Source organism: Pseudomonas bijieensis (assembly GCF_013347965.1).
GTDB classification, from domain to species: domain Bacteria; phylum Pseudomonadota; class Gammaproteobacteria; order Pseudomonadales; family Pseudomonadaceae; genus Aquipseudomonas; species Aquipseudomonas bijieensis.
Genome location: NZ_CP048810.1, coordinates 4,524,598 through 4,547,156 on the forward strand (window position 1 = coordinate 4,524,598; position 22,559 = coordinate 4,547,156).

Here is a 22,559-nt window from a genome sequence, read left to right on the forward strand (position 1 = left end):
CACCATGACTATCAAAGCCATCAACGTACGCAACCAGTTCAAAGGCACCATCAAGGAAATCGTCGAAGGCGACGTGCTGTCGGAAATCGATGTGCAGACCGCTTCGGGCATCGTCACTTCGGTCATCACCACACGCTCGGTCAAAGAGCTGGAGCTGGCGATCGGCAGCGAAGTGATCGCCTTCGTAAAATCCACCGAGGTGTCTATCGCCAAGTTGTGAGTGATGCTCCACCCGCAGCCCCGGACGGCGTGAGCCCTTCGGGGCTTTTTCGTTCCCGCGCTCTGGGTGGGAACGATCAATCAGGGCGCTTGGGCAAATACGGTGGCAGATACAGCCCCAGGTACGCATCGAACACCCGCATGCCTTCTTCGGCCATGCGCGGGGTGATCTGGCCGTGTTGTTGTACCGAGCGCGCATAGACACGGTCGCCCAGCTCCATGGCCAGGGCGAACACGTCGACGTCGCCGGGCAGGCTTGGCAGCTCGAAATGGTGGTCGAAAACCTTATGCATCAGGGCGCCCAGTTCGAGGTCATGCTGACGGTCGGCCTGGGTGACTTCGGTCAGGCCATGCTGGGTCAGGATCAATTGGCGGGCGGCGGCGTCCTGGCTGTAGATGGTCAGCACGCGCTGCTCCACCAGCCGTGACAGGTCGTGCCAATGGTTCAGCGCGGCATGGTCGATCGGTGCTTGCAGGCAGGCGCGAAAGGCGGCGTGGACGTCGGCGGTCAGGGCTTCGAGCAGGGCCGGGACGCTGGCGAAGAAGTGGTACACGGAAGAGGGCGGGATCCCGGCGCGCTCGGCGACGCTGTAGATCGACAGGCTGGCCACGCCTTCGGCGGCAAGCAGCGCACGGGCGGCATCCAGAATGGTGTCGATCCGGGCCTGGCTGCGTGCGCGGGGTTTGCGGGGTGTGGCGATGCGTGTCATGAAGCTCTCCTGCGGGGCTGCCGGGCATTGTACGAGTCGATTTCTGTGTTGTCTGCCGAGCCCTCATCGCGGGCAAGCCTTGCTCCCATAGAGCAATACATTGTGAATCAGGTCAAATGATCACAAAGAACCCCTGTGGGAGCTGAGCTTGCTCGCGATCCGCCGAAGGCGGCCATTCACCCAAATACATAAAAAAACGCCGCAGGCCATAAGGCCTGCGGCGTTTCTTTTTACCGCAACCGCTTACACGGTATGCAGGTACCAGTTGTACTCAAGGTCGGAGATGGAGTGTTCGAACTCCTCCAGCTCACTCTCCTTGCAGGCCACGAAGATATCGATGTATTTCGGGTCGATGTACTTGGCCATGACTTCGCTGTCGTCCAGCTCGCGCAGGGCATCGCGCAAGTTGTTCGGCAGGCTTTGCTCGTTCTGCTCGTAGCTGTTGCCTTCCACCGGCGCACCGGGCTCGATCTTGTTGACCAGGCCGTGATGCACGCCCGCCAACACGGAGGCCATCAGCAGGTACGGGTTGGCGTCGGCGCCGGCAACGCGATGTTCCAGGCGCACGGCATCGGCCGAGCCGGTAGGAACGCGCAGGGCCACGGTGCGGTTGTCCAGGCCCCAGGTCGGCGAGTTCGGCACGTAGAACTGTGCGCCGAAACGACGGTAGGAGTTGACATTCGGGCAGAGGAAAGCCATCTGCGCGGGCAGGGTCTCGAGCACACCGCCGATCGCGTGACGCAGTGCGGCGTTCTGCTCGGGATCCTCGCTGGCAAAAATATTCTTGCCCTCTTTATCCAGGATCGAAATGTGGACGTGCAGACCATTGCCCGCCTGGCCCGGATACGGCTTGGCCATGAAGGTGGTGTCCATTTCATGGTCGTAGGCGATGTTCTTGATCAGGCGCTTGAGCAGGACCGCGTAGTCGCAGGCCTTGATCGGGTCGGCCACGTGGTGCAGGTTCACTTCGAACTGCGCCGGGGCACTTTCCTTGACGATGGCGTCGGCGGGAATGCCTTGCTCCTTGGCCCCTTCCAGAATGTCCTGAAGGCAATCGACGTATTCGTCGAGGTCATCGATCAGGTAGACCTGTGTCGAGTGCGGGCGTTTGCCGGAGATCGGCGAGCGGGGCGGTTGTGGGCGTCCATTCACGTTCTCCTGGTCGATCAGGTAGAACTCCAGCTCGAATGCGGCGCAGATGGTCAGGCCCAGTTCATCGAACTTGGTCACGACCTGGCGCAGGACTTCACGCGGGTCGGCGAAGAAAGGCTCGCCTTCGAGTTCGTGCATGGTCATCAACAGTTGCGCGGTGGGGCGCTTCTGCCAAGGCTCGTTGCACAGGGTGTCAGGGATTGGATAGCAGATTCGGTCAGCATCGCCGATGTCCAGGCCCAGGCCGGTGCTTTCCACCGTAGAGCCATTGATATCCAGGGCAAATAAGGAGGCCGGCAGGTTGATGCCTTTCTCGTAAACCTTGTGGAGGCTGGTGCGTTCTATGCGCTTGCCGCGCACCACACCATTCATATCCGCAATCAGAAGGTCAACGTACAGAACCTCAGGATGTTCCTTAAGGAACGCGTTCGCTTCGTTAAGCTGAACGGCACGCGGGGGTACCGACATGATGCAACACCTTTGTTGTTAAAAATATCAATCATTGATCTCTTCGAAACCCAGTCAACCCGAACGGCATGCCGAAGTCAAGCAGGGCCTTTTTTGCCCTAAAAAAGCACCTGTGGGGCTTTTTTGAGGCAATTTAGGGCGTTTTTTCCCCTTTGTCGGGCTTGGCGCCCGCAGGCTTGAGCGGGCCGTGTTGTATTTTTTACGGGGGTGTTGTGTAAAAAAATGAACAAGGCTAAGCTCGATTCAAACCCATAACAGCAATAATACCGGGGTGCTTCATGTCTCGCCTGCCGTTAATCGGCGTCACCACCTGCTCCAGGCAGATTGGTCTGCATGCGTATCACATCAGTGGCGATAAATATTCCCGGGCTGTCGCGACAGCCGCCAAGGGCTTGCCAGCGCTGATTCCGTCCCTGGCGGATCTGTTCACGCCGTCCGATATTCTGGACGCCCTGGACGGCATTCTTTTTACCGGCTCTCCTTCTAATGTAGAACCTTTTCATTATCAGGGCCCCGCCAGCGCGCCGGGCACTGCTCATGATCCTGCACGGGATGCCACCACCTTGCCGCTGATCCGCGCCGCTGTCGCTGCCGGCATTCCGGTGCTGGGCATCTGCCGTGGGTTCCAGGAGATGAACGTAGCCTTTGGCGGCAGCCTGCATCAGAAAGTTCATGAAGTCGGAACCTTCATCGATCATCGTGAAGACGACACTCAAGCGGTGGATGTCCAATACGGTCCTGCCCACGCCGTGCATATCCAGCCCGGCGGTGTACTGGCAGGCCTGGGTCTGCCCCAACTGATAGAGGTCAACTCGATCCACAGCCAGGGCATCGAGCGGCTGGCGCCCGGGTTACGGGCCGAAGCGGTGGCGCCCGATGGCCTGATCGAGGCTGTTTCGGTGCCAGGAGGCAAGGCTTTTGCTTTAGGTGTGCAATGGCACCCTGAATGGGAGGTAAGCTCTAACCCGCACTACCTTGCGATTTTCCAGGCATTTGGCGATGCCTGCCGAGCAAGGGCAACACAACGCGACGCCGATGCGTCAAACAACGCCTGACGACTAATAGCAGTCAGGAAACTCACGCCTAGAGGCATTTATGAGTAACAACCTCGACCAGCTCACCGATTGGTTGAAAGACCATAAGATCACAGAAGTCGAATGCATGATTGGCGACCTGACCGGTATCACCCGGGGCAAGATCTCGCCGACCAACAAGTTCATCGCCGAGAAAGGCATGCGCCTGCCCGAGAGCGTTCTGCTCCAGACCGTTACGGGCGACTATGTCGAAGACGACATCTATTACGAACTGCTCGACCCAGCCGACATCGACATGATCTGTCGCCCGGACGAGAACGCAGTGTTCCTTGTGCCCTGGGCCATCGAGCCCACCGCCCAGGTCATTCACGACGCCTACGACAAGCAGGGCAATCCCATCGAGCTGTCGCCGCGCAACGTGCTCAAGAAGGTGCTCAAGCTCTACGCCGACAAGGGTTGGCAGCCGATCGTCGCGCCGGAAATGGAGTTCTACCTGACCAAGCGCAGCGACGACCCGGACTTTCCGCTGCAACCGCCCATTGGCCGTTCCGGCCGCCCGGAAACCGGTCGTCAGTCTTTCTCGATCGAAGCGGCCAACGAATTCGACCCGCTGTTCGAAGACGTCTATGACTGGTGTGAATTGCAGGAGCTGGACCTCGATACCTTGATACACGAGGACGGTACGGCGCAGATGGAAATCAACTTCCGTCATGGCGATGCCCTGTCCCTGGCCGACCAGATCCTGGTGTTCAAGCGCACCATGCGCGAGGCGGCGCTCAAGCATGACGTGGCGGCCACCTTCATGGCCAAGCCCATGACCGGCGAGCCGGGCAGCGCGATGCACTTGCACCAGAGCATCATCGACAAGGAAACCGGCAAGAACGTCTTCTCCAATGACGACGGGACCATGAGCGATCTGTTCCTGCACCACATCGGTGGCCTGCAGAAGTTCATTCCCGAGCTGTTGCCGCTGTTCGCCCCCAACGTCAACTCGTTCCGCCGCTTCCTGCCCGACACCTCGGCACCGGTGAACGTGGAGTGGGGCGAAGAGAACCGCACCGTGGGCCTGCGCGTGCCGGATGCCGGGCCGCAGAACCGTCGGGTGGAAAACCGCTTGCCGGGCGCCGATGCCAACCCGTACCTGGCGATTGCCGCCAGCCTGCTGTGTGGCTTCATCGGCATGGTCGAAGGCATCAACCCGAGCGCGCCGGTGGTGGGCCGAGGCTACGAACGCCGCAACCTGCGTTTGCCGCTGACCATCGAAGACGCTCTGGAACGCATGGAAAACAGCACCACCATCGAGAAATACCTGGGCAAGAAATTCATCACAGGCTACGTCGCGGTCAAGCGGGCCGAGCATGAAAACTTCAAGCGCGTGATCAGTTCGTGGGAGCGGGAATTCCTGCTCTTTGCCGTCTGAAGCGCCGGGCGGAGCTGCCTGAGGCAGCTTCGCCCCCACCGATAACAGGAGAATTGGCATGACCCGCAATAACCCGCAAACCCGTGAATGGCAGGCCCTGAGCAACGATCACCACCTGGCGCCGTTCAGCGACTTCAAGCAGCTCAAAGAGAAAGGCCCGCGCATCATCACTCACGCCAAAGGCGTGTATCTCTGGGACAGTGAAGGCAACAAGATCCTCGACGGCATGGCCGGGCTCTGGTGCGTGGCCGTCGGTTACGGTCGCGAAGAACTGGCCGATGCCGCCAGCCAGCAGATGCGCGAGCTGCCGTACTACAACCTGTTCTTCCAGACCGCTCACCCGCCGGTGCTGGAGTTGTCCAAAGCCATCGCCGACATCGCCCCTGAAGGCATGAATCACGTGTTCTTCACCGGCTCCGGCTCCGAAGGCAACGACACCATGCTACGGATGGTCCGCCACTATTGGGCAATCAAGGGCCAGCCGAACAAAAAAGTCATCATCAGCCGCAAGAACGGTTATCACGGCTCGACCGTGGCCGGCGCGAGCCTGGGCGGCATGACCTATATGCACGAACAGGGCGACCTGCCGATCCCGGGCATTGTCCACATCGCCCAACCCTACTGGTTCGGTGAAGGCGGCGACATGAGCCCCGAAGAGTTCGGCGTCTGGGCGGCCAACCAGTTGGAAGAAAAGATCCTGGAGATCGGCGTGGACAACGTCGGTGCCTTCATCGCCGAGCCGATCCAGGGTGCCGGCGGCGTGATCGTGCCGCCCGACAGCTACTGGCCGCGCATGAAGGAAATCCTCGCCAAGTACGACATCCTGTTCGTGGCCGACGAAGTGATCTGCGGGTTCGGCCGTACCGGTGAGTGGTTCGGTACCGATCACTACGGGTTGAAACCGCACATGATGACCATCGCCAAGGGCCTGACCTCCGGCTATATCCCCATGGGCGGTCTGATCGTGCGCGACGACGTGGTCGCGGTGCTCAACGAAGGCGGTGACTTCAACCACGGGTTTACCTATTCCGGTCACCCGGTGGCCGCTGCGGTGGCCTTGGAAAATATCCGCATCCTGCGCGACGAAAAGATCATCGAGCGTGTCCATGCTGAAACGGCACCCTATTTGCAGAAGCGTTTGCGGGAGCTGAACGATCATCCGCTGGTGGGTGAAGTGCGCGGGGTCGGTTTGCTGGGTGCGATCGAACTGGTCCAGGACAAGGCCACGCGCAAGCGCTACGAAGGCAAGGGCGTGGGCATGATCTGCCGGCAGTTCTGTTTCGATAACGGGCTGATCATGCGCGCGGTGGGTGACACCATGATCATTGCGCCGCCACTGGTAATCAGCAAGGCCGAGATCGATGAGTTGGTGACCAAGGCGCGGCAATGCCTGGACCTGACGCTCAGTGCGTTGCAAGGCTAAGTGCTAGGCTCTGAGCGAGGTGCCTGCAAGGGCCTCGCCCGGCGTGAACAAAAGGCCGGGCTTGTGTTGAAAGCCTGCCCTGTAACTTGCCAGACTACCGCCTGTTCAAGTTGCCAGAGAGTCGGCTACTGAACTGTGGCTAAGAAGAATAACTGGAGCACTTTTTCATGAAGGCATTAGGCATGAAGACATTAGGTATGAAGATAGCTGGCAAGACCCTCCTCGCCATGTCCCTGATGGGCGTGATGGCGGGTGCCGTTCAGGCGGACGATAAAGTGCTGCACGTCTACAACTGGTCCGACTACATCGCGCCGGACACTGTTGCCAAGTTCGAGAAAGAAACGGGGATCAAAGTCGTCTACGACGTGTTCGATAGCAACGAAACCCTGGAAGCCAAGTTGCTGGCCGGCAAGTCCGGTTATGACATCGTGGTGCCGTCGAACAACTTCCTGGCCAAGCAGATCAAGGCCGGTGTCTACCGGGAGCTGGACAAGTCCAAGCTGCCGAACTGGAAGAACCTGGACACCGACCTGCTCAAGGCTGTCGGCGATGCCAGCGACCAGGGCAACAAACATGCCTTCCCTTACATGTGGGGCACCATCGGCATCGGTTACAACCCCGAGAAGGTCAAGGCCGCATTGGGCGTGGACAAGATCGATTCCTGGGACACCCTGCTCAAGCCGGAGAACATCGCCAAGCTCAAGAGCTGCGGCGTGAGCTTCCTCGATTCGCCAACCGAAATGATTCCGGTGGCCCTGCATTACCTTGGCTACCCGACCGACACCCAGGACAAGAAGCAACTGGCCGAGGCCGAAGCGCTGTTCCTCAAGTTGCGTCCATCGATCGGTTACTTCCACTCGTCCAAATACATTTCCGACCTGGCCAACGGCAACATCTGCGTAGCCGTGGGCTACTCGGGTGATATCGAGCAATCCAAGAGCCGTGCTGCCGAGGCTGGCGGCAAAGTGAAAGTGGCCTACACCATTCCCAAGGAAGGTGCCGGTTCGTTCTACGACATGGTCGCCATTCCCAAGGATGCCGAGAATGTCGAAGCCGCCTATAAATGGATGAACTTCATCATGCAGCCGGAAATCATGGCGGAGATCACCGACAACGTGCGCTTCCCTAACGGCAACAAGGCTGCCACCGCTTTGGTGGACAAGGAAATCTCCGGTGACCCGAGCATTTATCCATCGGATGAAGTGAAGGCCAAGCTGTATGCCATCAGCGATCTGCCGTCCGCGACCCAGCGGATCCTGACCCGCAGCTGGACCAAGATCAAATCCGGTAAGTAAGCCGGCCGGAAGCATCTTCCTGTTGTCGCTGTCATCGCGGCGGCGGCAACAGGAGCAATTAAATAACTAAAAGTTTTGCTGGATCGGTTTATCGAGGGTAAGTTGCGCGCCGGTTTTGTTGCAGGGCCTCTCTTGGCCAAGTGACGGGGGCAACTTGGGCCCAACTATTTAAGAGGACCTCCACGTGCCAGTCTTTTCTTTGTTACGCAACGCCTTGCTGGCCGGTGCCGGCCTGACGCTCGCCGTCAGCGTCCAGGCTGCCTCCACCGTGCATATTTATAATTGGTCGGACTACATCGGCGAGACCACCCTGGCGGATTTCGAAAAAGCCACAGGCATCAAGCCGGTGTATGACGTGTTCGACTCCAACGAAACCCTGGAAGGCAAGTTGTTGGCCGGGCGTACCGGGTACGACGTGGTCGTGCCGTCCAACCACTTCCTGGGCAAGCAGATCAAGGCCGGGGCGTTCCAGAAGCTCGACAAGGCGCAGTTGCCCAACTACGCCAACCTCGACCCTGCGCTGCTCAAGCGCCTGGAAAAGAACGACCCGGGCAACCAGTACGCCGTGCCTTACCTGTGGGGCACCAACGGCATTGGCTACAACGTCGAGAAAATCAAGGCAGTCCTGGGCGTCGAGAAGATCGACTCGTGGGCCATGCTGTTCGAGCCGGAAAACATCAAGAAGCTGTCCAGCTGCGGCGTTTCGTTCCTCGATTCGGGCGACGAGATGATCCCGGCGATGCTCAACTACCTGGGCCTGAACCCCAACAGCGAAGACCCTGAAGACTACAAGAAGGCCGAGGCCCAGCTCCTCAAGATCCGGCCTTACGTGACTTACTTCAATTCCTCCAAGTACATCTCCGATCTGGCCAACGGCGAGATCTGCGTGGCCGCCGGCTTCTCCGGCGACATCTTCCAGGCCCGCGCCCGCGCCAGCGAGGCCGGCAAAGGCGTCGAAATCGCCTACGTGATCCCCAAGGAAGGCGGCAACCTCTGGTTCGACATGCTGGCGATCCCGCGTGATGCCACCAACGTCAAGCAGGCCCATGCCTTCATCAATTATGTGCTCAAGCCTGAGGTGATCGCCCAGGTCAGCGACACCGTCGGTTATGCCAATCCAAACCCGAAGGCTGGCGAGCTGATGGACCAGAAAGTACGCACCGATGAAGCGGTTTATCCACCGCAAGCGGTCGTCGACAAGCTCTACGTCAACTCCGAGTTGCCGCCCAAGATCCAACGACTCATGACCCGCAGCTGGACCAAGGTCAAGTCGGGTAAATAACGTCAACACTCTTAGGTTCGTCCGCGTGGGGCGAACTGCAAATTCTGTGGGAGTTTCGTAAATGGCAGTTGCCTCCGGCGCCTATAAGAAAGCCCTCGAGGGCGACCAGACACCCAAGCAGGTGCTGGTCAAAATCGACCGGGTCACGAAGAAGTTCGACGAGACGATTGCCGTGGACGATGTGTCCCTGGAAATCAAGAAAGGCGAGATCTTCGCCTTGCTCGGCGGTTCGGGATCGGGCAAATCCACCTTGCTGCGCATGCTGGCCGGTTTCGAGCGGCCCACCGAGGGAAGGATTTTCCTCGACGGCGTGGATATCACCGACATGCCGCCCTATGAGCGGCCGATCAACATGATGTTCCAGTCCTATGCCTTGTTCCCCCACATGACCGTGGCGCAGAACATCGCCTTCGGCCTGCAACAGGACAAGATCCCGAAGGCCGAGATCGATGCCCGCGTGGCCGAAATGCTCAAGCTGGTGCAGATGAGCCAGTACGCCAAGCGCAAGCCGCACCAGCTTTCCGGTGGTCAGCGCCAGCGCGTGGCCCTGGCCCGTTCCTTGGCGAAGCGGCCAAAGCTGTTGCTGCTCGACGAACCGATGGGTGCCCTGGACAAGAAGCTGCGCTCGCAAATGCAGCTTGAACTGGTGGAGATCATCGAGCGGGTTGGCGTGACCTGCGTCATGGTGACCCACGACCAGGAAGAGGCCATGACCATGGCCGAACGCATCGCGATCATGCACCTGGGCTGGATCGCCCAGATCGGCAGCCCGATCGACATCTACGAAACCCCGACCAGCCGGCTGGTCTGCGAGTTCATCGGCAACGTCAACATCTTTGAGACCGAAGTGGTGGACGACGCCGAAGGCCACGCGGTGCTGACTTGCAAGGACCTGGACCGCAACATCTACGTTGGCCACGGCATCAGCACCTCGGTGCAGGACAAGTCCGTGACCTACGCCATTCGCCCGGAAAAACTGCTGGTCACCGCCGAGCAGCCGACTTGCGAAAACAACTGGTCCAGCGGCAAGGTCCATGACATCGCCTACCTGGGCGGTCACTCGGTGTTCTACGTCGAATTGCCGAGCGGCAAGCTGGTGCAGTCCTTCGTCGCCAACGCCGAACGCCGTGGCCAGCGGCCGACCTGGGGCGACCAGGTGTTCGTCTGGTGGGAAGACGACAGCGGCGTGGTGCTTCGCTCATGAACATGCGCAAATTCAAACGCCGACTCGACCGAATAACGCCCGGTGGCCGCCAACTGGTCATCGGGGTGCCCTTCCTCTGGCTGTTCCTGTTCTTCATGCTGCCGTTCTTCATCGTCCTGAAGATCAGCTTCGCTGAAGCCGATGTGGCCATTCCGCCGTACACCGAGATCTACAGCTACGTCGACCAGAAACTGCAGGTGCTGCTCAACCTCGCCAACTACGCGATGCTGAGCGAGGACGAGTTGTACATCGCCGCCTACCTCGGCTCGCTGAAAATGGCCCTGATCAGCACGGTCTTGTGCCTGCTGATCGGCTACCCGATGGCCTATGGCATCGCCAACGCCCGTAAAGAGATGCAAACGGTGCTGGTGCTGCTGATCATGATGCCGACCTGGACCGCGATCCTGATCCGCGTCTATGCGTGGATGGGCATCCTCAGCAACAACGGCTTGCTCAACGGCTTCTTGCTGAGCATGGGCTGGATCAGCGAACCGCTGCAAATCCTCAACACCAACCTGGCGGTCTATATTGGCGTCGTCTACTCCTATCTGCCGTTCATGATCCTGCCGTTGTACGCCAACCTGGTGAAGCATGACCCCAGCCTGCTGGAAGCCGCGTCGGACCTGGGTTCGAGTACCTTCAACAGTTTCTGGAAAATCACCGTGCCGCTGTCCAAGAACGGCATCGTCGCCGGTTGCATGCTGGTGTTCATCCCCGTGGTGGGCGAGTTCGTGATCCCGGAACTGCTGGGCGGCCCGGAAACCCTGATGATCGGCAAAGTGCTGTGGCAGGAATTCTTCAATAACCGCGACTGGCCGGTGGCATCCGCCCTGGCAGTGGTGATGCTGGCGATCCTGATCGTGCCCATCATCCTGTTCAACCGCAGTCAGGCCAAAGAAATGGAGGGCAAGGAATGAAGCGCTTCAGTTTTTCAAGCCTGATGCTGGTGCTGGGTTTGCTGTTCATCTACGCACCGATGCTGATCCTGGTGATCTTCTCGTTCAACGCCTCGAAACTGGTGACGGTATGGGGCGGTTGGTCGATCAAGTGGTACGTCGGCCTGTTGGACAACACTCAGTTGATGGGCTCGGTGGTGCGTTCGCTGGAAATCGCCTGCTACACGGCGATTGCCGCAGTGGCCCTGGGTACGCTGGCGGCTTTCGTGCTGACCCGCATCACCCACTTCAAGGGCCGCACGCTGTTCGGTGGCCTGGTCACTGCGCCGTTGGTGATGCCGGAAGTGATCACCGGCCTGTCGCTGTTGCTGCTGTTCGTGGCCATGGCACAGATGATCGGCTGGCCCCAGGAACGTGGCATCGTCACGATCTGGATCGCTCACACCACGTTCTGCGCGGCCTATGTGGCGGTGGTGGTCTCGGCGCGCTTGCGTGAGCTGGACCTGTCCATCGAAGAGGCGGCCATGGACCTCGGTGCGCGGCCATGGAAGGTGTTCTTTTTGATCACCATCCCGATGATCGCGCCGTCACTGGCGGCGGGGGGCATGATGTCCTTCGCGTTGTCCCTGGACGACCTGGTGCTGGCGAGCTTCGTTTCCGGCCCTGGTTCGACGACCTTGCCGATGGAAGTATTCTCGGCGGTACGCCTGGGGGTAAAACCGGAAATCAACGCCGTGGCGAGCCTGATCCTGCTGGCCGTGTCGCTGGTGACCTTCCTGGTCTGGTACTTCAGCCGTCGCGCCGAAGAAAATCGCAAACGCGCGATCCAGCAAGCCATCGAAGAAAGCGCCGCCGACTCCTGGAAACAACCGGAAGTCCGCCGGGCCGAGACCGCACCGGTCTGACCCGAGACTGGCGCCTAATGTGGGAGCGGGCTTGCTCGCGAAGACGGAGGTACATCCAACATTCATGTTGGCTGATGCATCGCTTTCGCGAGCAGGCTCGCTCCCACAGTTTTTTGTTCGCCTACAAATCCGCGGTCGAACGCAGATCCCATTGTGGGAGCGAGCCTGCTCGCGATAGCGGTGGGGCGTGCTGGCTACGAATGCCAAGGCGAAGTACGGATCACCTCCACGAAGTTCATCGGTTTGAACCCCGGCTCCTGATCCACCAGCACATCGGTCTTCACATTGCCAAAGGTGGTCTGCGGACGATGCCGCAAACCGTTGGCGAAGGCGCAGATGATGCACTCCTTGAACCCTTCCCCACGCGGATGAGCGTGCACCACGGCGTCGCGCTGTGCGGCGGGAAACGCGGCGTAGTCCATGCCCAGCACGTCCATTTCCACGCCAGCGGTCACCAGGGCCACCGTGGGGCGCAGATGTTTGGGTACGCCCGGCGTAGTGTGCAAGGCAATCGACAGCCACACCTGCTCAATGTCGTCATCGCTCAACCCGTAGGGCTTGAGGAACGCCGCGGCCGCGTTCGCACCATCCACTTCGAAGCGCTCATCATCGCTGCGATAACCCTCCACCAGGCCCAGGTCGTGGAACATCGCACCGACATACAGCAACTCCGGGTCATAGGCCAACTGCCGACGCTGGCCACTCAAGGCGCCGAACAGAAATACCCGGCGGGAGTGGTGGTACAGCAAGTCGGATTCGATATCGCGGATGTATTCGGTGGTGGCGCGGGCGAGGGTGCTGTCGGGGATCTTGATGCCGGCGATGCTGTTCATGCTGTTCTCCTCTTGACGATGGGCCAGTGCGGCGCCGAGGGTTCCAGTCTGTTCGCCGCAAGGTAGCCGGACAATGTTCCCATGGCTGCGATCCTTGCCAATAAACCTGGGTTTCGTGCCAGATGGCTTCCGGGACGCGAATTGGCTAGGGTGCTGGAGTCGTTCCACTCGAAGGCAAGCGAGCACCATGCAGAAAATCGTCGCCGTCGTGGTATTCCCTGGCGTCCAGTCGCTGGACGTCACCGGGCCCATGGACGTGTTCAGCGAAGCCAATCGGTTCCTGGTCGCCGAGGATCACTATCGGCTTGAAGTGATCGGCGCCGAGCGTGGCGCGATGTCCTGCTCCAACGGCTTGTCCCTGAATGCCCATCGGCATTTCAGCGAGGCTCGGCAGGCCTACGACTTGCTGTTGGTCGCGGGCGGGCCGCAGCTGCCGTTCATGCACCTTGGGGCAGGATTCGATGCCTGGCTGCGGGAGGCCTGTGGACGGGCCCGGCGCTTTGGGTCGATCTGCAATGGCGCTTTCATGCTGGCCCGGGCTGGATTGCTGGAGGGGCGGACCGTCACCACCCATTGGGGTGACGCCGCGGCGCTGGCGCAGCTGTGTCCCTCGACCCGGGTCGAAGCGGATCGTTTGTATGTGCAGGATCGCCAGCTCTACACCTCCGCCGGGGTCAGCGCAGGCATCGACCTGTCGTTGTTCCTGCTGGCCCAGGACCATGGGCCGGACGTGGCGCTGAGTGTCGCCAAGCGGCTGGTGGTGTTTACCCAGCGCGCGGGCGGGCAGTCGCAATTCAGTCCTTTTCTCGCACCCCACGCTGAGCCGACGTCCACCGTGGCCCAGGTCCAGGCCTATGTACTGGCGCACCTGAACGGTGACCTGACCATCGCCGACCTGGCCAATGCCGTGAACATGAGCCCGCGCAGCTTCTCTCGGGTGTTCACCCGGGAAGCGAAGGTCACGCCAGCGGAGTTCGTCGAGCAGGCCCGGGTGGACGCGGCGCGGGTAATGCTGGAAAGCACCCGCGCCCCGCTCAAGACCGTGGCCTGGCAATGCGGCTTTCGTGATGCCCAGCACATGCGCAGCGTATTCAATCGCAGGCTGGGCGTGACGCCGCAGCGATTCAGGCTGAATTTCGGCGCGCTGGCGTAGGTGTCAGCCCCTCACTTCTTCAACGCGTCATGGGCTTCCAGGGCTCGCAGGGAGTAGATGTACGCCGCGCCGGCATTCAATGACACGGCGGTGGCCAGGGTGGCGGCGATTTCTTCGCGGGTGGCGCCGGCCTTGATGGCGGCGTCGGTGTGTACGCCGATGCAACCGTCACAGCGCGTAGTGATGGCCACGGCGATGGAGATCAGTTCACGGGTCTTGGCATCGAGCACGTTGTTTTCAGCCGCGGCTTCGTCCAGGGCCATGTAAGCCTTGACCATCTTCGGATTGCTCTTGCCCAGGGCGCCAAAGGCGCTCTTGATGGTGGGCAGCAGTTCGGACCAGTTATTGAACATAGCGTTGACTCCTATGGAAGAGACGGGATTTAGCCCCTGTAGTCTTGACCATCCATGACGATCAAGCCCGGGTGGTGATGAAAAAGACCTGCGCGCCCGATTCAGGGCGCCCGGGCCGGCAGCAGTTTCAAGGTGCCATGGGTATTGGCCGTCACTTCTTCCTCGGCCAGGTGCGCCTGGTGATACAGCCCCTCGATGTAGGCCTCGGCCTGGTCCTCGTAATGCCTGTCGAACGGCACGCCGCTCTGGCCGACAGGGTTGATGGTGACGCTGTGGCTCGGGTCGGCGAAGTCGATGATGCGCCGGGTCGAAGGCCCGTAGGTCACTGGCCACGGTGCCGGGCCGATCTTGGCGGAGAGGTTGTTGGGCACTTCGTGGGTGCCCGGCGCGGCGAACGGGCCGACGTTGAAGATCTGGTCCAGGGGTTTCTGCAGGCCCAGCGGGTGGCCATGGGTCAAGGTGTGGGCCTTGCCCCATTGCCATTGCGTGGCGTCTTCGCCGAGGGTGGCCTTCAGGTGAACGAGGCTCTTGTCCCAGGCCTTTTTCACGGTGTCGGCGCGGGTCTCCGTGCCAAGGGTCGTGCGATCATCCCACCATGGAGAGTCCCCGGAGGCCGCCAGGCGTGGCAGGGCCGCGTCGATCACCCGGGTCGACAGTGCGGTGTCGAAGAAACCGTCGCCCAGCTCATCGCGCAGGGCCGCGTCGGCCAGGTTGAACAGGAACTGGTTGAACAGCGTTGCACTGGTGGAGTCCAGTGGGTAATCGCCCGGCCACTGTGCCAGTTGCTCTACCCATTTGCGCTCCTGAGGGTCGCTGACCACGTCACGCAACACCGGCAACAAAGGCGCAAGCAGGCGAGGGCCGTAGGCGGTGGTGGTGCCCAGTTGCAGTTTCTGGGTGGTTTCCAGGTCCCATTTCGCCTGCTTGTCGCTGAGCTGATGGTTGAGTTGCTGGCCACGGTCGGCGAGGTTGTAGTAACCGGGGATCTCGATGCCGCTGGCTGGCACCGGCTGGAAATTGGCCGAGATGATGTAGCCCCGCGCCGGGTTCTCTTCCTGCGGGTTGCTGCTGAATGGATAGAAGCCTTCCTTTTCCGCCTCCGGGCTGCTGCCATCGAGGATGAAGCCGGGCTTCACGCCGGCCGGCCGCTTGGGCAGTTGCGCGGCGGCCCACCAACCGATGTCTCCCTTGGCGTTGGCCCACACCACGTTCAACCCCGGTGCGTGGATCTTGGCCGAAGCGCCACGGGCCTTGGCGAGGGTATCGGCGCGGTTGAGCTGGTAAAAGGCTTCGAGGATCGGGTTGCGGCTTTCCAGGAACCCCCACCACATGGCGACCGGGGTCTTGCCGGCGTTCGCACCGAGGGCATCGTTGACGATCGGGCCGTGGGGCGACTGGCGCAGCACCAGCGTCACCGGCGCCTGGCCCTTGACCGCGATCTGCTGTTCGCTACGGGTCATGTCGACCCATTGGCCGCGATACCAGACCTGCTCGGGATTGTCCGGGTTGATCTTCTCGGCGACCAGGTCCAGGTCGTCGTTCTGGAACATGGTGATGCTCCAGCCGAAATCCCGGTTCATGCCCAGCGTCGCAAAGGGCAGCAGTGCTTGGTAATGCCCGTAGAGCTCGAAGCCTGGGGCCGACAAATGCGCCTCGTACCACACCGAAGGCGTGGAAAAACGGATGTGCGGGTCGCCGGCCAGCAAAGGCTTGCCGCTGTGGGTGCGGCTGCCGGAGAGCGCCCAGGCATTGCTGCCTTCGAACTGCGGCAGGCCGTTGTCGGCCAGGGCCTGCTCGCTCAGGCGGGCCAGGGCATTGAGGTCTTTCCAGTCGGCGGCGGCCAGCGGCAGGCCGCCCTTGCGACCTTCGGCCAGCACGCCCTGAGGCTGCCAGTCGAGGTCGAAAATGTTCAGGTAGTTGGCACCCAGCACATCGCGCACGTAGGTCAGCAGGGGTTCGGTACGGAACGCGGCGGCGAAGCTGTAGGCCATGTAGCCGGTAATGCTCACGGTATCTTCGGCGGTGAAGGGGCGCTTGGGAATGCCCAGTACGTCGAATTCCACCGGCCGGGTATGACTGTCCTGGTAGGCATTGATCCCGTCCAGGTAGGCTTGCATGGCGATCCAGGCCGGGGATTGGGGATCCTGCTCGGTCACATAGGTCACGGCGCGCTCGCGGATGCGCAGGCTGCGCATCAACTTGTCGGTGTCGAGCAGTTTGGGGCCCAGCACCTCGGCCAGCTCGCCACGGGCGAGGCGACGCATGATCTCCATTTGAAACAGCCGGTCCTGGGCATGGACATAGCCGAGGGCGCGGTACAGGTCGGTTTCGTTTTCGGCGCGGATATGCGGCACCCCGCGTTCGTCGTAGCGCACCGTCACCGAGCCATGCAGCCCTTGCAACTGCACCGTGCCCTGGCGGGTGGGTTGCTTGCTGTAGAGGTAGCCGCCCGCGACGATGATCGCGGTGACGACCAGTGACAGGAAGGCGATGAGGGTGCGCTTCATGGTGATTCCTTATTCTGGTGACAGCGGTCCCATGGTCTCGCTGTTGATTCCCTGTTTAGCATACGGCTGCTTCCCGGCGTATCGCCCGTCGGAGGGATTTGCTCCAGACCGTCGTGCGGGTCGGAGTATAAGCGGCGCGGAGAATCGCAAGGCTATCGTTGATCGGCACAGCAATCACGTCTGCCGTCGTCGAAGCGCAAAGGGATGTGAGTCGGCGTGTGTCGCGAGGGCCGGCCGCAGGGGGCTCCTGCGGCCGGTTATAGAAGGGAGGTTTCAGCCGTTGACCGTCGAGCCATCGAAGGAAGGCCCGACGGGTTCATCAGCTTGGCCGGGGGGTAGGTGCAGTTTCATTGGACGGCCCGCCCTGGGGCCGCGCTTCGCCGCGTTCCGCCAGCTCCATATTGTCGCCGGCGCCAGGATTTTTAGGCCGTGTTGCCATGCTCTGAATCTTGTCGGCCCCCAGGTTAAGCCCGGCGATAGTGGCTTGCGGAATGATCTGGGTAAGGCCGCGCGTCACGTGGTAGGTGTTTTCAAGGTCCCGCCGCCAGCCTGCGGGCTGGGTGTGGGGCAGGCTGTCCCGGTTTGGATGTGCAACGTTTTGCAGCGGTACCTTGGCTCGCTGGGTCAGGTCGTCTTTGCCGGCCAGCGCCTTGTTTTCGAGCGGTGCCGCCACGCTGTTGGCAAAGAATGGGAGCAGGGTCAGGCCGGAGGAGAAGAAGGTCGTGACGATCTGCTCCATTTTTTCCCGCACTTCCGGATCCTCACCCACCGCGGCGGCGTCGCCCACCGCCGTGCGCATGGCGATCCCTTCGCCCACGCCGACGATCCGGTTGGTGAGGTCGCTGACATTGGCCATGTTGAGCGGGTTGAGCTTTCCTGTCGCTTCGGAAAACGCCTTGGGCAGGAGTTCGCTCCAGTTGCGGTTTTCCTTGGTGACCCGGTAGGTAGGAATCTCCTCGTCACCATGGGTCTGGGCGTATTTTGCCACGGCCTGGCCGCCGGCCATGAAGGTGCCGCCTACGGCGGAGGCCGCTGTGCGGGCGACGATGCCACCAGCGTTGACTGAGGTGAACTGGTCGATGGTGTCCCGCACTGCGTGAGCGGCACCGAAGGCGAGGTAGCCGGTGAAATCGCCGCTCGCGGTGCCGAAGTTGTTCGCGTTCTGCTTGAGTGTGAATTCGTTGCGCTGTTGCTCCTGCGCAAGATTGCGCGCATCGAGTGCAGGGTTGGCGACCCGCCGCCCGTTCTGCGTGACGACTTGCAAGGCCTTGGGGTACACCGCCAGCGGATCGACCTTTGCCAGACCCGCGCCGATGGTCTTGTCGACCACGACCTGGACGAATGGACGGATGCCGTCGCTGATCACTTTGTGTGCGGTGCCAAGGACAGTCGAGGTCGCCGCGACATGCTTGCCGTAGGAGGCGTCGGCCATTGTCTCATCGATCGACGCAGTGATTGCGCCAAAGTGGCCCGCAGAGGCCACGCCCTGCGGGATCCCCGCCCCGGCGAACACCGCCAGGCCGGTTACAAAACCGCTCGTGGTCTTGAGGTCAGCAACATAGTCCTGGCGTCCGACGTTCTTCAGCGCCGTGTCCAACGTTTCGTTTTTCTTCGTCGCTTTAGTCAGCTCGCTAGGCTTGCTGTCCTCATTTTCCTGAAAGTCTTCAAACTCCTCCTGAACCTTGAGCAGCTGGTTCAGTTCAGTGGTCGCCTGGTCTCGTTCGGGCTGGGAAAGGCTCTCGTTGTTCATTGCACTGCGCGTATGCTCGATTCGGCTTTCCATGAAGGTATTCAAGCGCGTGGGCAGCTCTTGCGTCATGGCTTGCATGACGCCCTTTGCGTAACCGCGGAAGGCGTCATGACTGTTTTGCAGAGGCTGGCGATCACCTTCCGGTGTGTTGTCGATCACTTCCTGGCATAACGAATGGTAGGCGCCGAGGGTATCGCCCACGCGTGCGCAGTGTTTGTCCCAGACCGCGCCGAAGCCACCGCTTTCCTTCCTGTCCTTGTCGTTCTTTCCCAGGTACTCGTTGAAGTCCTGGACGAATGCTTCGGTTTCTTCCTGGCCCGACAGCATCGGGTGAGGCGTGCCGCCGAGTTCGGCCAGGTGCTTTTGTATGTCTTGATAGCTTGTGCCGGGCGCATAGCCCAATGCCGTGCCTTCCAGGGTCATGTGCTCGCGTGCATAGCCGATGGGGTCGCTTTCGGGGTTTTTCTTGCCGAGGCTGTTGACCAGCCCTGTCAGGCGTTGCTGCCGGGTCCTGAGTGTTTGCTGGGTCTTGTCGGTCGCTTGTCCTTCGAAGTGATAAGGCACCAGGGGATTGGTGGAGGGGCGAACCTGCTCGGACAGGCTGGTTCCCACCGGCATTATGCGGTCGTCCTGCTGGTGCAACGCCGCCGAGCCAGTGCTTCGTCCTACTGATAAATCTGGCATGTCGTGTTCTCCTAGATTGACAGGGCGCTGTTGAGCCCGGTGCTACGGGGGGTGGGTTTGTGCTGGGTAGCCTTGGCGGCGTCGTTTGGGCTGGCGCCGTCGAAGAAGTAGCCATCTCGCCAAATCAGCGCCATTTCAGCGGCACCGCCCATCAACCCGAGCAGGCGTTCGGCCGCGAGGTTTTCCAGGGGAACGTGGCCGATCAGGATCACCTGTTCGCTGTCGCGGTTGTAAGACAGGGACGGGCAGAACGCCCCGCTCAGCAGGTACAGGTTGGTTTCCAGCAACCGTTGCAGGACCGCTTCGCGATTCGCCACGGGCAACGGCCCGAAGCTGCAGTAGATGAAGACATCTCCCTCGCCCACGCCAGGGGTGTGTTTCAGGGAAAAGTCGACATCCTTGACCGACAGGTTCGCCTGTTCGTAGAACGCTGACGGGGTTGGAATCATCGTGAGGGCGCAAAGCTGATCGATCAGCTTGCAATAGGTGGGTGACGCCATGATTGACCTCGTATTGTCATCCAGGCGCCGACGAGCGCCTGCTGCCCATGGTGAGTGACACCTGCGGCATTTCGGTTCCAACCGAGCGCCGCTGCCGCCCGATGCCGGCGCGCCGGGTGACCTGCGTGGAACCGCTGCCCTGTGATCTGCCACCCAATGGCGCCACCTCATTCAAGGTTGACCGCCCATGTCCCGATCACTTGCACCTTTGCCGGCCCTTCGATTCGTCCCCAAAGGGTTGTCCATGCTGGCCATGGGGACCTTGCTGTATGGCTGCCAGCACCTCGAACCGCAGTTGACCATCGGCGATCCTTACGCCAACGAGCCTTACCGCTCGCAACTGCGCTGGCTGGAGCCGGCGCCTACGGACACCATCATCCAGATCGGCGAGTTAGCCCCGCAAAGCGGCGGTAGCCTGTGGGCGCGCATGCGTCAGGGGTTTTCCTTGCAGGCCAAGACCCAGGGCGTAGCGCGCGTCGATGAGCAGCGCCGCTGGCTGATGGATCGCCCGGCTTTTCTCACCCAGACCGGGCGTGCCGGCAGCCGTTACCTGCACTTCATCGTTGGCGAGCTGAACAAGCGCAACATGCCGCTGGAACTGGCACTGCTGCCGGCCATCGAGAGCGGGTTCAATCCGAATGCCCAATCGCCGGCCCAAGCCTTGGGCCTGTGGCAATTCATTCCCGCCACGGGGCGCCGCTACCAATTGCAGCAGCGAGGCGATTACGACGAGCGCCGGGACATTCCGTCATCGACGCGGGCTGCCCTGGATTATTTGTCCTACCTGCACGATTACTTCGACGGCGACTGGCTGCTGGCGCTGGCGGCCTACAACGCCGGGGAAGGGCGGGTGCGCGACGCCATCACGCGCAATCGCGCCCGTGGCCTGGCGACCAACTATTGGAACCTGTCGTTGCCCGGCGAGACCCAGAACTATGTGCCGCGGTTGCTGGCGCTGTCGCAACTGGTGAATGCGCCCGCGGACTATGGCGTGAGCCTGGCGCCCATCGCTGACCAGCCGTACTTCCAGATGGTTGCCTTGGCGCAGCCTGTGGACCTGGCGCACCTGGCGCTGTTGTCCGGTGTTCATGAGCGAGAGTTGCGCATGCTCAACCCTGCCGCGCGTGGCCGGGCCAGGGGGCGCTTGTTGATGCCCCTGGAAGCGTCGCGCAGGTTGCTGGCCCAACCGGACATGATCGCCAAGGCGGCGCTGCCCCACGTGGCCGGTAGCGAAGAGCAAGTGGTCGCCGCACCCGATACTGGAGGGGCCGAGCCGCAGGTGGCGGAGGTGGCCGCGCCGCCAGGAGTTTGAGCCGATCATCCCCCCATATCGATCGTTCCCACGCTCTGCGTGGGAATGCATCCTGTGACACTCTGCGTCACCTTCCAGAAGCGGAACGCGGAGCGTCCCTGGCGACATTCCCACGCAGGAGCGTGGGAACGATCGATCCGCGCCAGCCGGGCTACTGATTCTTCCATCCGGGATCTACAGGCAGCCCATCGCGACATTGGCCAAGCCGCGTGCGCGGGGGTCCATCAAGACGTAGGAGCCAATGGTGTTGCAGGCGAAGCCGAACGCCACCCCGCGTTCAGGGTCGGCAAAGCCGATGGTGCCACCGGCGCCCATGTGGCCGAACGCTTCGTTGCCCATGCCATAACTGCCGTTCGCCACATCCGGCTGGTTGAGCATGACGCCCAGGCCAAAACGGGTTGGAGTCTGGATGGTCGGGTCGTACTCGGCGCTGTGTTCGCACAGCATTTCGTTGAGCAGCGGCGACTCCAGCAGGCGCCCGTCGAGCAGGCCGGTGTAGAACGCCGCCAGGCTGCGGGCATTGCCGTGTCCGTTGGCCGCCGGCTGGGTCATGCGTTTCCAGCCGGGTTCGTTACTGCGCCCCAGCACCATCGGCGGGTTGGCAAAGGCCAGGGCGCTCATGGCGGTCGGCGCGGTGAGCACGTCGTTCAGCACCCGGCCAAAGGCCTCATCGTCGATCTCGTCTTTGGTGCGCGCCATGTAGGCGCAGCGAGCGATGGTCGCGTCGTCCAGACCGATGTGGAAATCCAGCCCGAGCGGCACTGCCACGCGTCGGTGAATGCTTTGCGCCGGCGTCAGGCCATCCACCCGGCGTAGCAGCTCGCCGAGGATCCAGCCGAACAGCAAGGGCGAATAGGTCTGCTGTTCCCCCGCCGCGGCCCAGGGATGCTCCTCGGCGATCAGGTCCGTCATGGTGTTCCAGTCGTAGAGGGTTTCCGGTGCGAGGGGCGTGCGCAGCGCCGGCAGCCCGGCGCGGTGGCAAAGCACCTGGCGCAGGGTGATCGACGCTTTGCCGGCGTTGGCGAAGGCCGGCCAGTAGTGGCAGATCGGCGCGTCCAGATCCAGGCGCCCTTCACCGACCAGTTGCATGATCGCTACCGCCGTGAAGGGCTTGGTGCAGGAAAACAGATTGAGCAGCGTGTCGCGCTGCCAATGGCTGTCCGGTTCCGGCCCGGCAATGCCGGCCCACAGGTCGATAACGGTTTCACCGTCAATCTGGATGCAAAGGGCGGCACCGCGTTCGAAAGGGCTTTGCATCAGCCGGATAAACGCCTCTTTGACCGGTTCGAAACGAGTGTCGCATTGACCATGGATAGCAAGTGCACGCGTCATGTCAGCTCCACGCAAGGGTTGGTGTTTTTCCTTGAGTGACGCTGGTCGTGCAAACGGTTCACCGACAGGTCCGGATCCCACAGGGATCTTTTTGGCCAGCCGTGCCACTCAAGGAGCAACGATTCAT

The 22,559-nt window shown here is 61.4% G+C and carries 19 protein-coding genes; 11 read left to right on the forward strand and 8 right to left on the reverse strand.

What is annotated here, in order from left to right:
* Positions 1-4 precede the first annotated feature (4 nt).
* Positions 5-220, forward strand: a complete 216-nt coding sequence (locus tag GN234_RS19775; RefSeq protein WP_003177394.1) for a TOBE domain-containing protein — start codon at positions 5-7, stop codon at positions 218-220.
* A gap of 76 nt (positions 221-296) precedes the next feature.
* Here the strand turns inward: GN234_RS19775 and GN234_RS19780 are convergent, their stop codons facing one another.
* Both GN234_RS19780 and GN234_RS19785 read right to left on the reverse strand, forming a co-directional pair.
* Entirely contained in the window at positions 297-929 is a 633-nt protein-coding gene (locus tag GN234_RS19780) for a TetR/AcrR family transcriptional regulator (RefSeq protein ID WP_109752538.1), read from the reverse strand.
* A gap of 243 nt (positions 930-1,172) precedes the next feature.
* On the reverse strand, positions 1,173-2,549 hold the full coding sequence (locus GN234_RS19785; RefSeq protein WP_109752536.1) for a glutamine synthetase family protein: 1,377 nt from the start codon (positions 2,547-2,549) through the stop codon (positions 1,173-1,175).
* A 278-nt stretch (positions 2,550-2,827) separates the two neighbouring features.
* On the opposite strand from GN234_RS19785, the gene GN234_RS19790 reads away from it, so the two are divergent.
* From GN234_RS19790 to GN234_RS19825, 8 genes are all read left to right on the forward strand, one after another.
* Entirely contained in the window at positions 2,828-3,604 is a 777-nt protein-coding gene (locus GN234_RS19790) for a gamma-glutamyl-gamma-aminobutyrate hydrolase family protein (RefSeq protein WP_116833701.1), read from the forward strand.
* Positions 3,605-3,644: 40 nt separating this feature from the next.
* Positions 3,645-5,003, forward strand: coding sequence for a glutamine synthetase family protein (locus tag GN234_RS19795; protein WP_109752532.1), 1,359 nt, complete (start codon positions 3,645-3,647; stop codon positions 5,001-5,003).
* A 58-nt stretch (positions 5,004-5,061) separates the two neighbouring features.
* A complete protein-coding gene (locus tag GN234_RS19800; protein WP_014340744.1) occupies positions 5,062-6,426 on the forward strand; it encodes an aspartate aminotransferase family protein in 1,365 nt (454 codons plus the stop codon).
* Positions 6,427-6,623: 197 nt separating this feature from the next.
* Entirely contained in the window at positions 6,624-7,721 is a 1,098-nt protein-coding gene (locus GN234_RS19805) for a polyamine ABC transporter substrate-binding protein (RefSeq protein ID WP_109752530.1), read from the forward strand.
* Between the two features lie 184 nt (positions 7,722-7,905).
* Entirely contained in the window at positions 7,906-9,003 is a 1,098-nt protein-coding gene (locus GN234_RS19810; RefSeq protein ID WP_109752529.1) for a polyamine ABC transporter substrate-binding protein, read from the forward strand.
* Between the two features lie 61 nt (positions 9,004-9,064).
* A complete protein-coding gene (locus tag GN234_RS19815; protein ID WP_109752527.1) occupies positions 9,065-10,207 on the forward strand; it encodes an ABC transporter ATP-binding protein in 1,143 nt (380 codons plus the stop codon).
* Positions 10,204-11,124 (forward strand): ABC transporter permease subunit, encoded by a 921-nt coding sequence (locus GN234_RS19820; protein WP_109752525.1) that lies wholly within the window; start codon positions 10,204-10,206, stop codon positions 11,122-11,124. Before GN234_RS19815 ends, GN234_RS19820 begins: the two co-directional genes overlap by 4 nt.
* Positions 11,121-12,008 (forward strand): ABC transporter permease subunit, encoded by an 888-nt coding sequence (locus GN234_RS19825; RefSeq protein ID WP_109752523.1) that lies wholly within the window; start codon positions 11,121-11,123, stop codon positions 12,006-12,008. Before GN234_RS19820 ends, GN234_RS19825 begins: the two co-directional genes overlap by 4 nt.
* Before the next feature lie 194 nt (positions 12,009-12,202).
* Here GN234_RS19825 and GN234_RS19830 read toward each other — a convergent pair whose 3' ends face one another.
* Positions 12,203-12,841, reverse strand: a complete 639-nt coding sequence (locus tag GN234_RS19830) for an HD domain-containing protein (protein ID WP_109752521.1) — start codon at positions 12,839-12,841, stop codon at positions 12,203-12,205.
* Between the two features lie 187 nt (positions 12,842-13,028).
* On the opposite strand from GN234_RS19830, the gene GN234_RS19835 reads away from it, so the two are divergent.
* Complete coding sequence (locus GN234_RS19835; protein WP_176688946.1) at positions 13,029-13,994, forward strand: GlxA family transcriptional regulator; 966 nt, start codon at positions 13,029-13,031, stop codon at positions 13,992-13,994.
* 11 nt (positions 13,995-14,005) lie between these two features.
* Here the strand turns inward: GN234_RS19835 and GN234_RS19840 are convergent, their stop codons facing one another.
* The 4 genes from GN234_RS19840 to GN234_RS19855 all read right to left on the reverse strand — a co-directional run bounded on the left by GN234_RS19840 (position 14,006) and on the right by GN234_RS19855 (position 19,788).
* Positions 14,006-14,347, reverse strand: a complete 342-nt coding sequence (locus tag GN234_RS19840; protein ID WP_014340738.1) for a carboxymuconolactone decarboxylase family protein — start codon at positions 14,345-14,347, stop codon at positions 14,006-14,008.
* A gap of 101 nt (positions 14,348-14,448) precedes the next feature.
* Complete coding sequence (locus GN234_RS19845) at positions 14,449-16,854, reverse strand: penicillin acylase family protein (RefSeq protein ID WP_176688947.1); 2,406 nt, start codon at positions 16,852-16,854, stop codon at positions 14,449-14,451.
* A gap of 319 nt (positions 16,855-17,173) precedes the next feature.
* The gene (locus GN234_RS19850) at positions 17,174-19,288 is read right to left on the reverse strand and encodes a type III effector (protein ID WP_176688948.1); all 2,115 of its coding nucleotides are present in this window, start codon (positions 19,286-19,288) and stop codon (positions 17,174-17,176) included.
* Positions 19,289-19,299: 11 nt separating this feature from the next.
* Positions 19,300-19,788: a CesT family type III secretion system chaperone gene (locus tag GN234_RS19855; protein WP_109752514.1), complete on the reverse strand. Its 489-nt coding sequence runs from the start codon at positions 19,786-19,788 to the stop codon at positions 19,300-19,302.
* Between the two features lie 187 nt (positions 19,789-19,975).
* Here GN234_RS19855 and GN234_RS19860 point away from each other — a divergent pair, with 187 nt between their 5' ends.
* On the forward strand, positions 19,976-21,100 hold the full coding sequence (locus GN234_RS19860; RefSeq protein ID WP_116833697.1) for a transglycosylase SLT domain-containing protein: 1,125 nt from the start codon (positions 19,976-19,978) through the stop codon (positions 21,098-21,100).
* A gap of 174 nt (positions 21,101-21,274) precedes the next feature.
* Here the strand turns inward: GN234_RS19860 and GN234_RS19865 are convergent, their stop codons facing one another.
* Positions 21,275-22,432 carry a serine hydrolase domain-containing protein gene (locus GN234_RS19865; protein ID WP_109752510.1) on the reverse strand — a complete coding sequence of 386 codons (1,158 nt, stop codon included), beginning with the start codon at positions 22,430-22,432 and terminating at the stop codon, positions 21,275-21,277.
* Between the last annotated feature and the right edge of the window lie 127 nt (positions 22,433-22,559).

What these genes read in the sequence shown, in the direction of transcription:
- GN234_RS19775 (WP_003177394.1), top strand. Translation starts at nt 5, where the DNA reads ATGACTATCAAAGCCATCAACGTACGCAACCAGTTCAAAGGCACCATC.
- GN234_RS19780 (WP_109752538.1), bottom strand. Translation starts at nt 929, where the DNA reads ATGACACGCATCGCCACACCCCGCAAACCCCGCGCACGCAGCCAGGCC.
- GN234_RS19785 (WP_109752536.1), bottom strand. Translation starts at nt 2,549, where the DNA reads ATGTCGGTACCCCCGCGTGCCGTTCAGCTTAACGAAGCGAACGCGTTC.
- GN234_RS19790 (WP_116833701.1), top strand. Translation starts at nt 2,828, where the DNA reads ATGTCTCGCCTGCCGTTAATCGGCGTCACCACCTGCTCCAGGCAGATT.
- GN234_RS19795 (WP_109752532.1), top strand. Translation starts at nt 3,645, where the DNA reads ATGAGTAACAACCTCGACCAGCTCACCGATTGGTTGAAAGACCATAAG.
- GN234_RS19800 (WP_014340744.1), top strand. Translation starts at nt 5,062, where the DNA reads ATGACCCGCAATAACCCGCAAACCCGTGAATGGCAGGCCCTGAGCAAC.
- GN234_RS19805 (WP_109752530.1), top strand. Translation starts at nt 6,624, where the DNA reads ATGAAGATAGCTGGCAAGACCCTCCTCGCCATGTCCCTGATGGGCGTG.
- GN234_RS19815 (WP_109752527.1), top strand. Translation starts at nt 9,065, where the DNA reads ATGGCAGTTGCCTCCGGCGCCTATAAGAAAGCCCTCGAGGGCGACCAG.
- GN234_RS19820 (WP_109752525.1), top strand. Translation starts at nt 10,204, where the DNA reads ATGAACATGCGCAAATTCAAACGCCGACTCGACCGAATAACGCCCGGT.
- GN234_RS19825 (WP_109752523.1), top strand. Translation starts at nt 11,121, where the DNA reads ATGAAGCGCTTCAGTTTTTCAAGCCTGATGCTGGTGCTGGGTTTGCTG.
- GN234_RS19830 (WP_109752521.1), bottom strand. Translation starts at nt 12,841, where the DNA reads ATGAACAGCATCGCCGGCATCAAGATCCCCGACAGCACCCTCGCCCGC.
- GN234_RS19835 (WP_176688946.1), top strand. Translation starts at nt 13,029, where the DNA reads ATGCAGAAAATCGTCGCCGTCGTGGTATTCCCTGGCGTCCAGTCGCTG.
- GN234_RS19840 (WP_014340738.1), bottom strand. Translation starts at nt 14,347, where the DNA reads ATGTTCAATAACTGGTCCGAACTGCTGCCCACCATCAAGAGCGCCTTT.
- GN234_RS19845 (WP_176688947.1), bottom strand. Translation starts at nt 16,854, where the DNA reads ATGAAGCGCACCCTCATCGCCTTCCTGTCACTGGTCGTCACCGCGATC.
- GN234_RS19850 (WP_176688948.1), bottom strand. Translation starts at nt 19,288, where the DNA reads ATGCCAGATTTATCAGTAGGACGAAGCACTGGCTCGGCGGCGTTGCAC.
- GN234_RS19855 (WP_109752514.1), bottom strand. Translation starts at nt 19,788, where the DNA reads ATGGCGTCACCCACCTATTGCAAGCTGATCGATCAGCTTTGCGCCCTC.
- GN234_RS19860 (WP_116833697.1), top strand. Translation starts at nt 19,976, where the DNA reads ATGTCCCGATCACTTGCACCTTTGCCGGCCCTTCGATTCGTCCCCAAA.
- GN234_RS19865 (WP_109752510.1), bottom strand. Translation starts at nt 22,432, where the DNA reads ATGACGCGTGCACTTGCTATCCATGGTCAATGCGACACTCGTTTCGAA.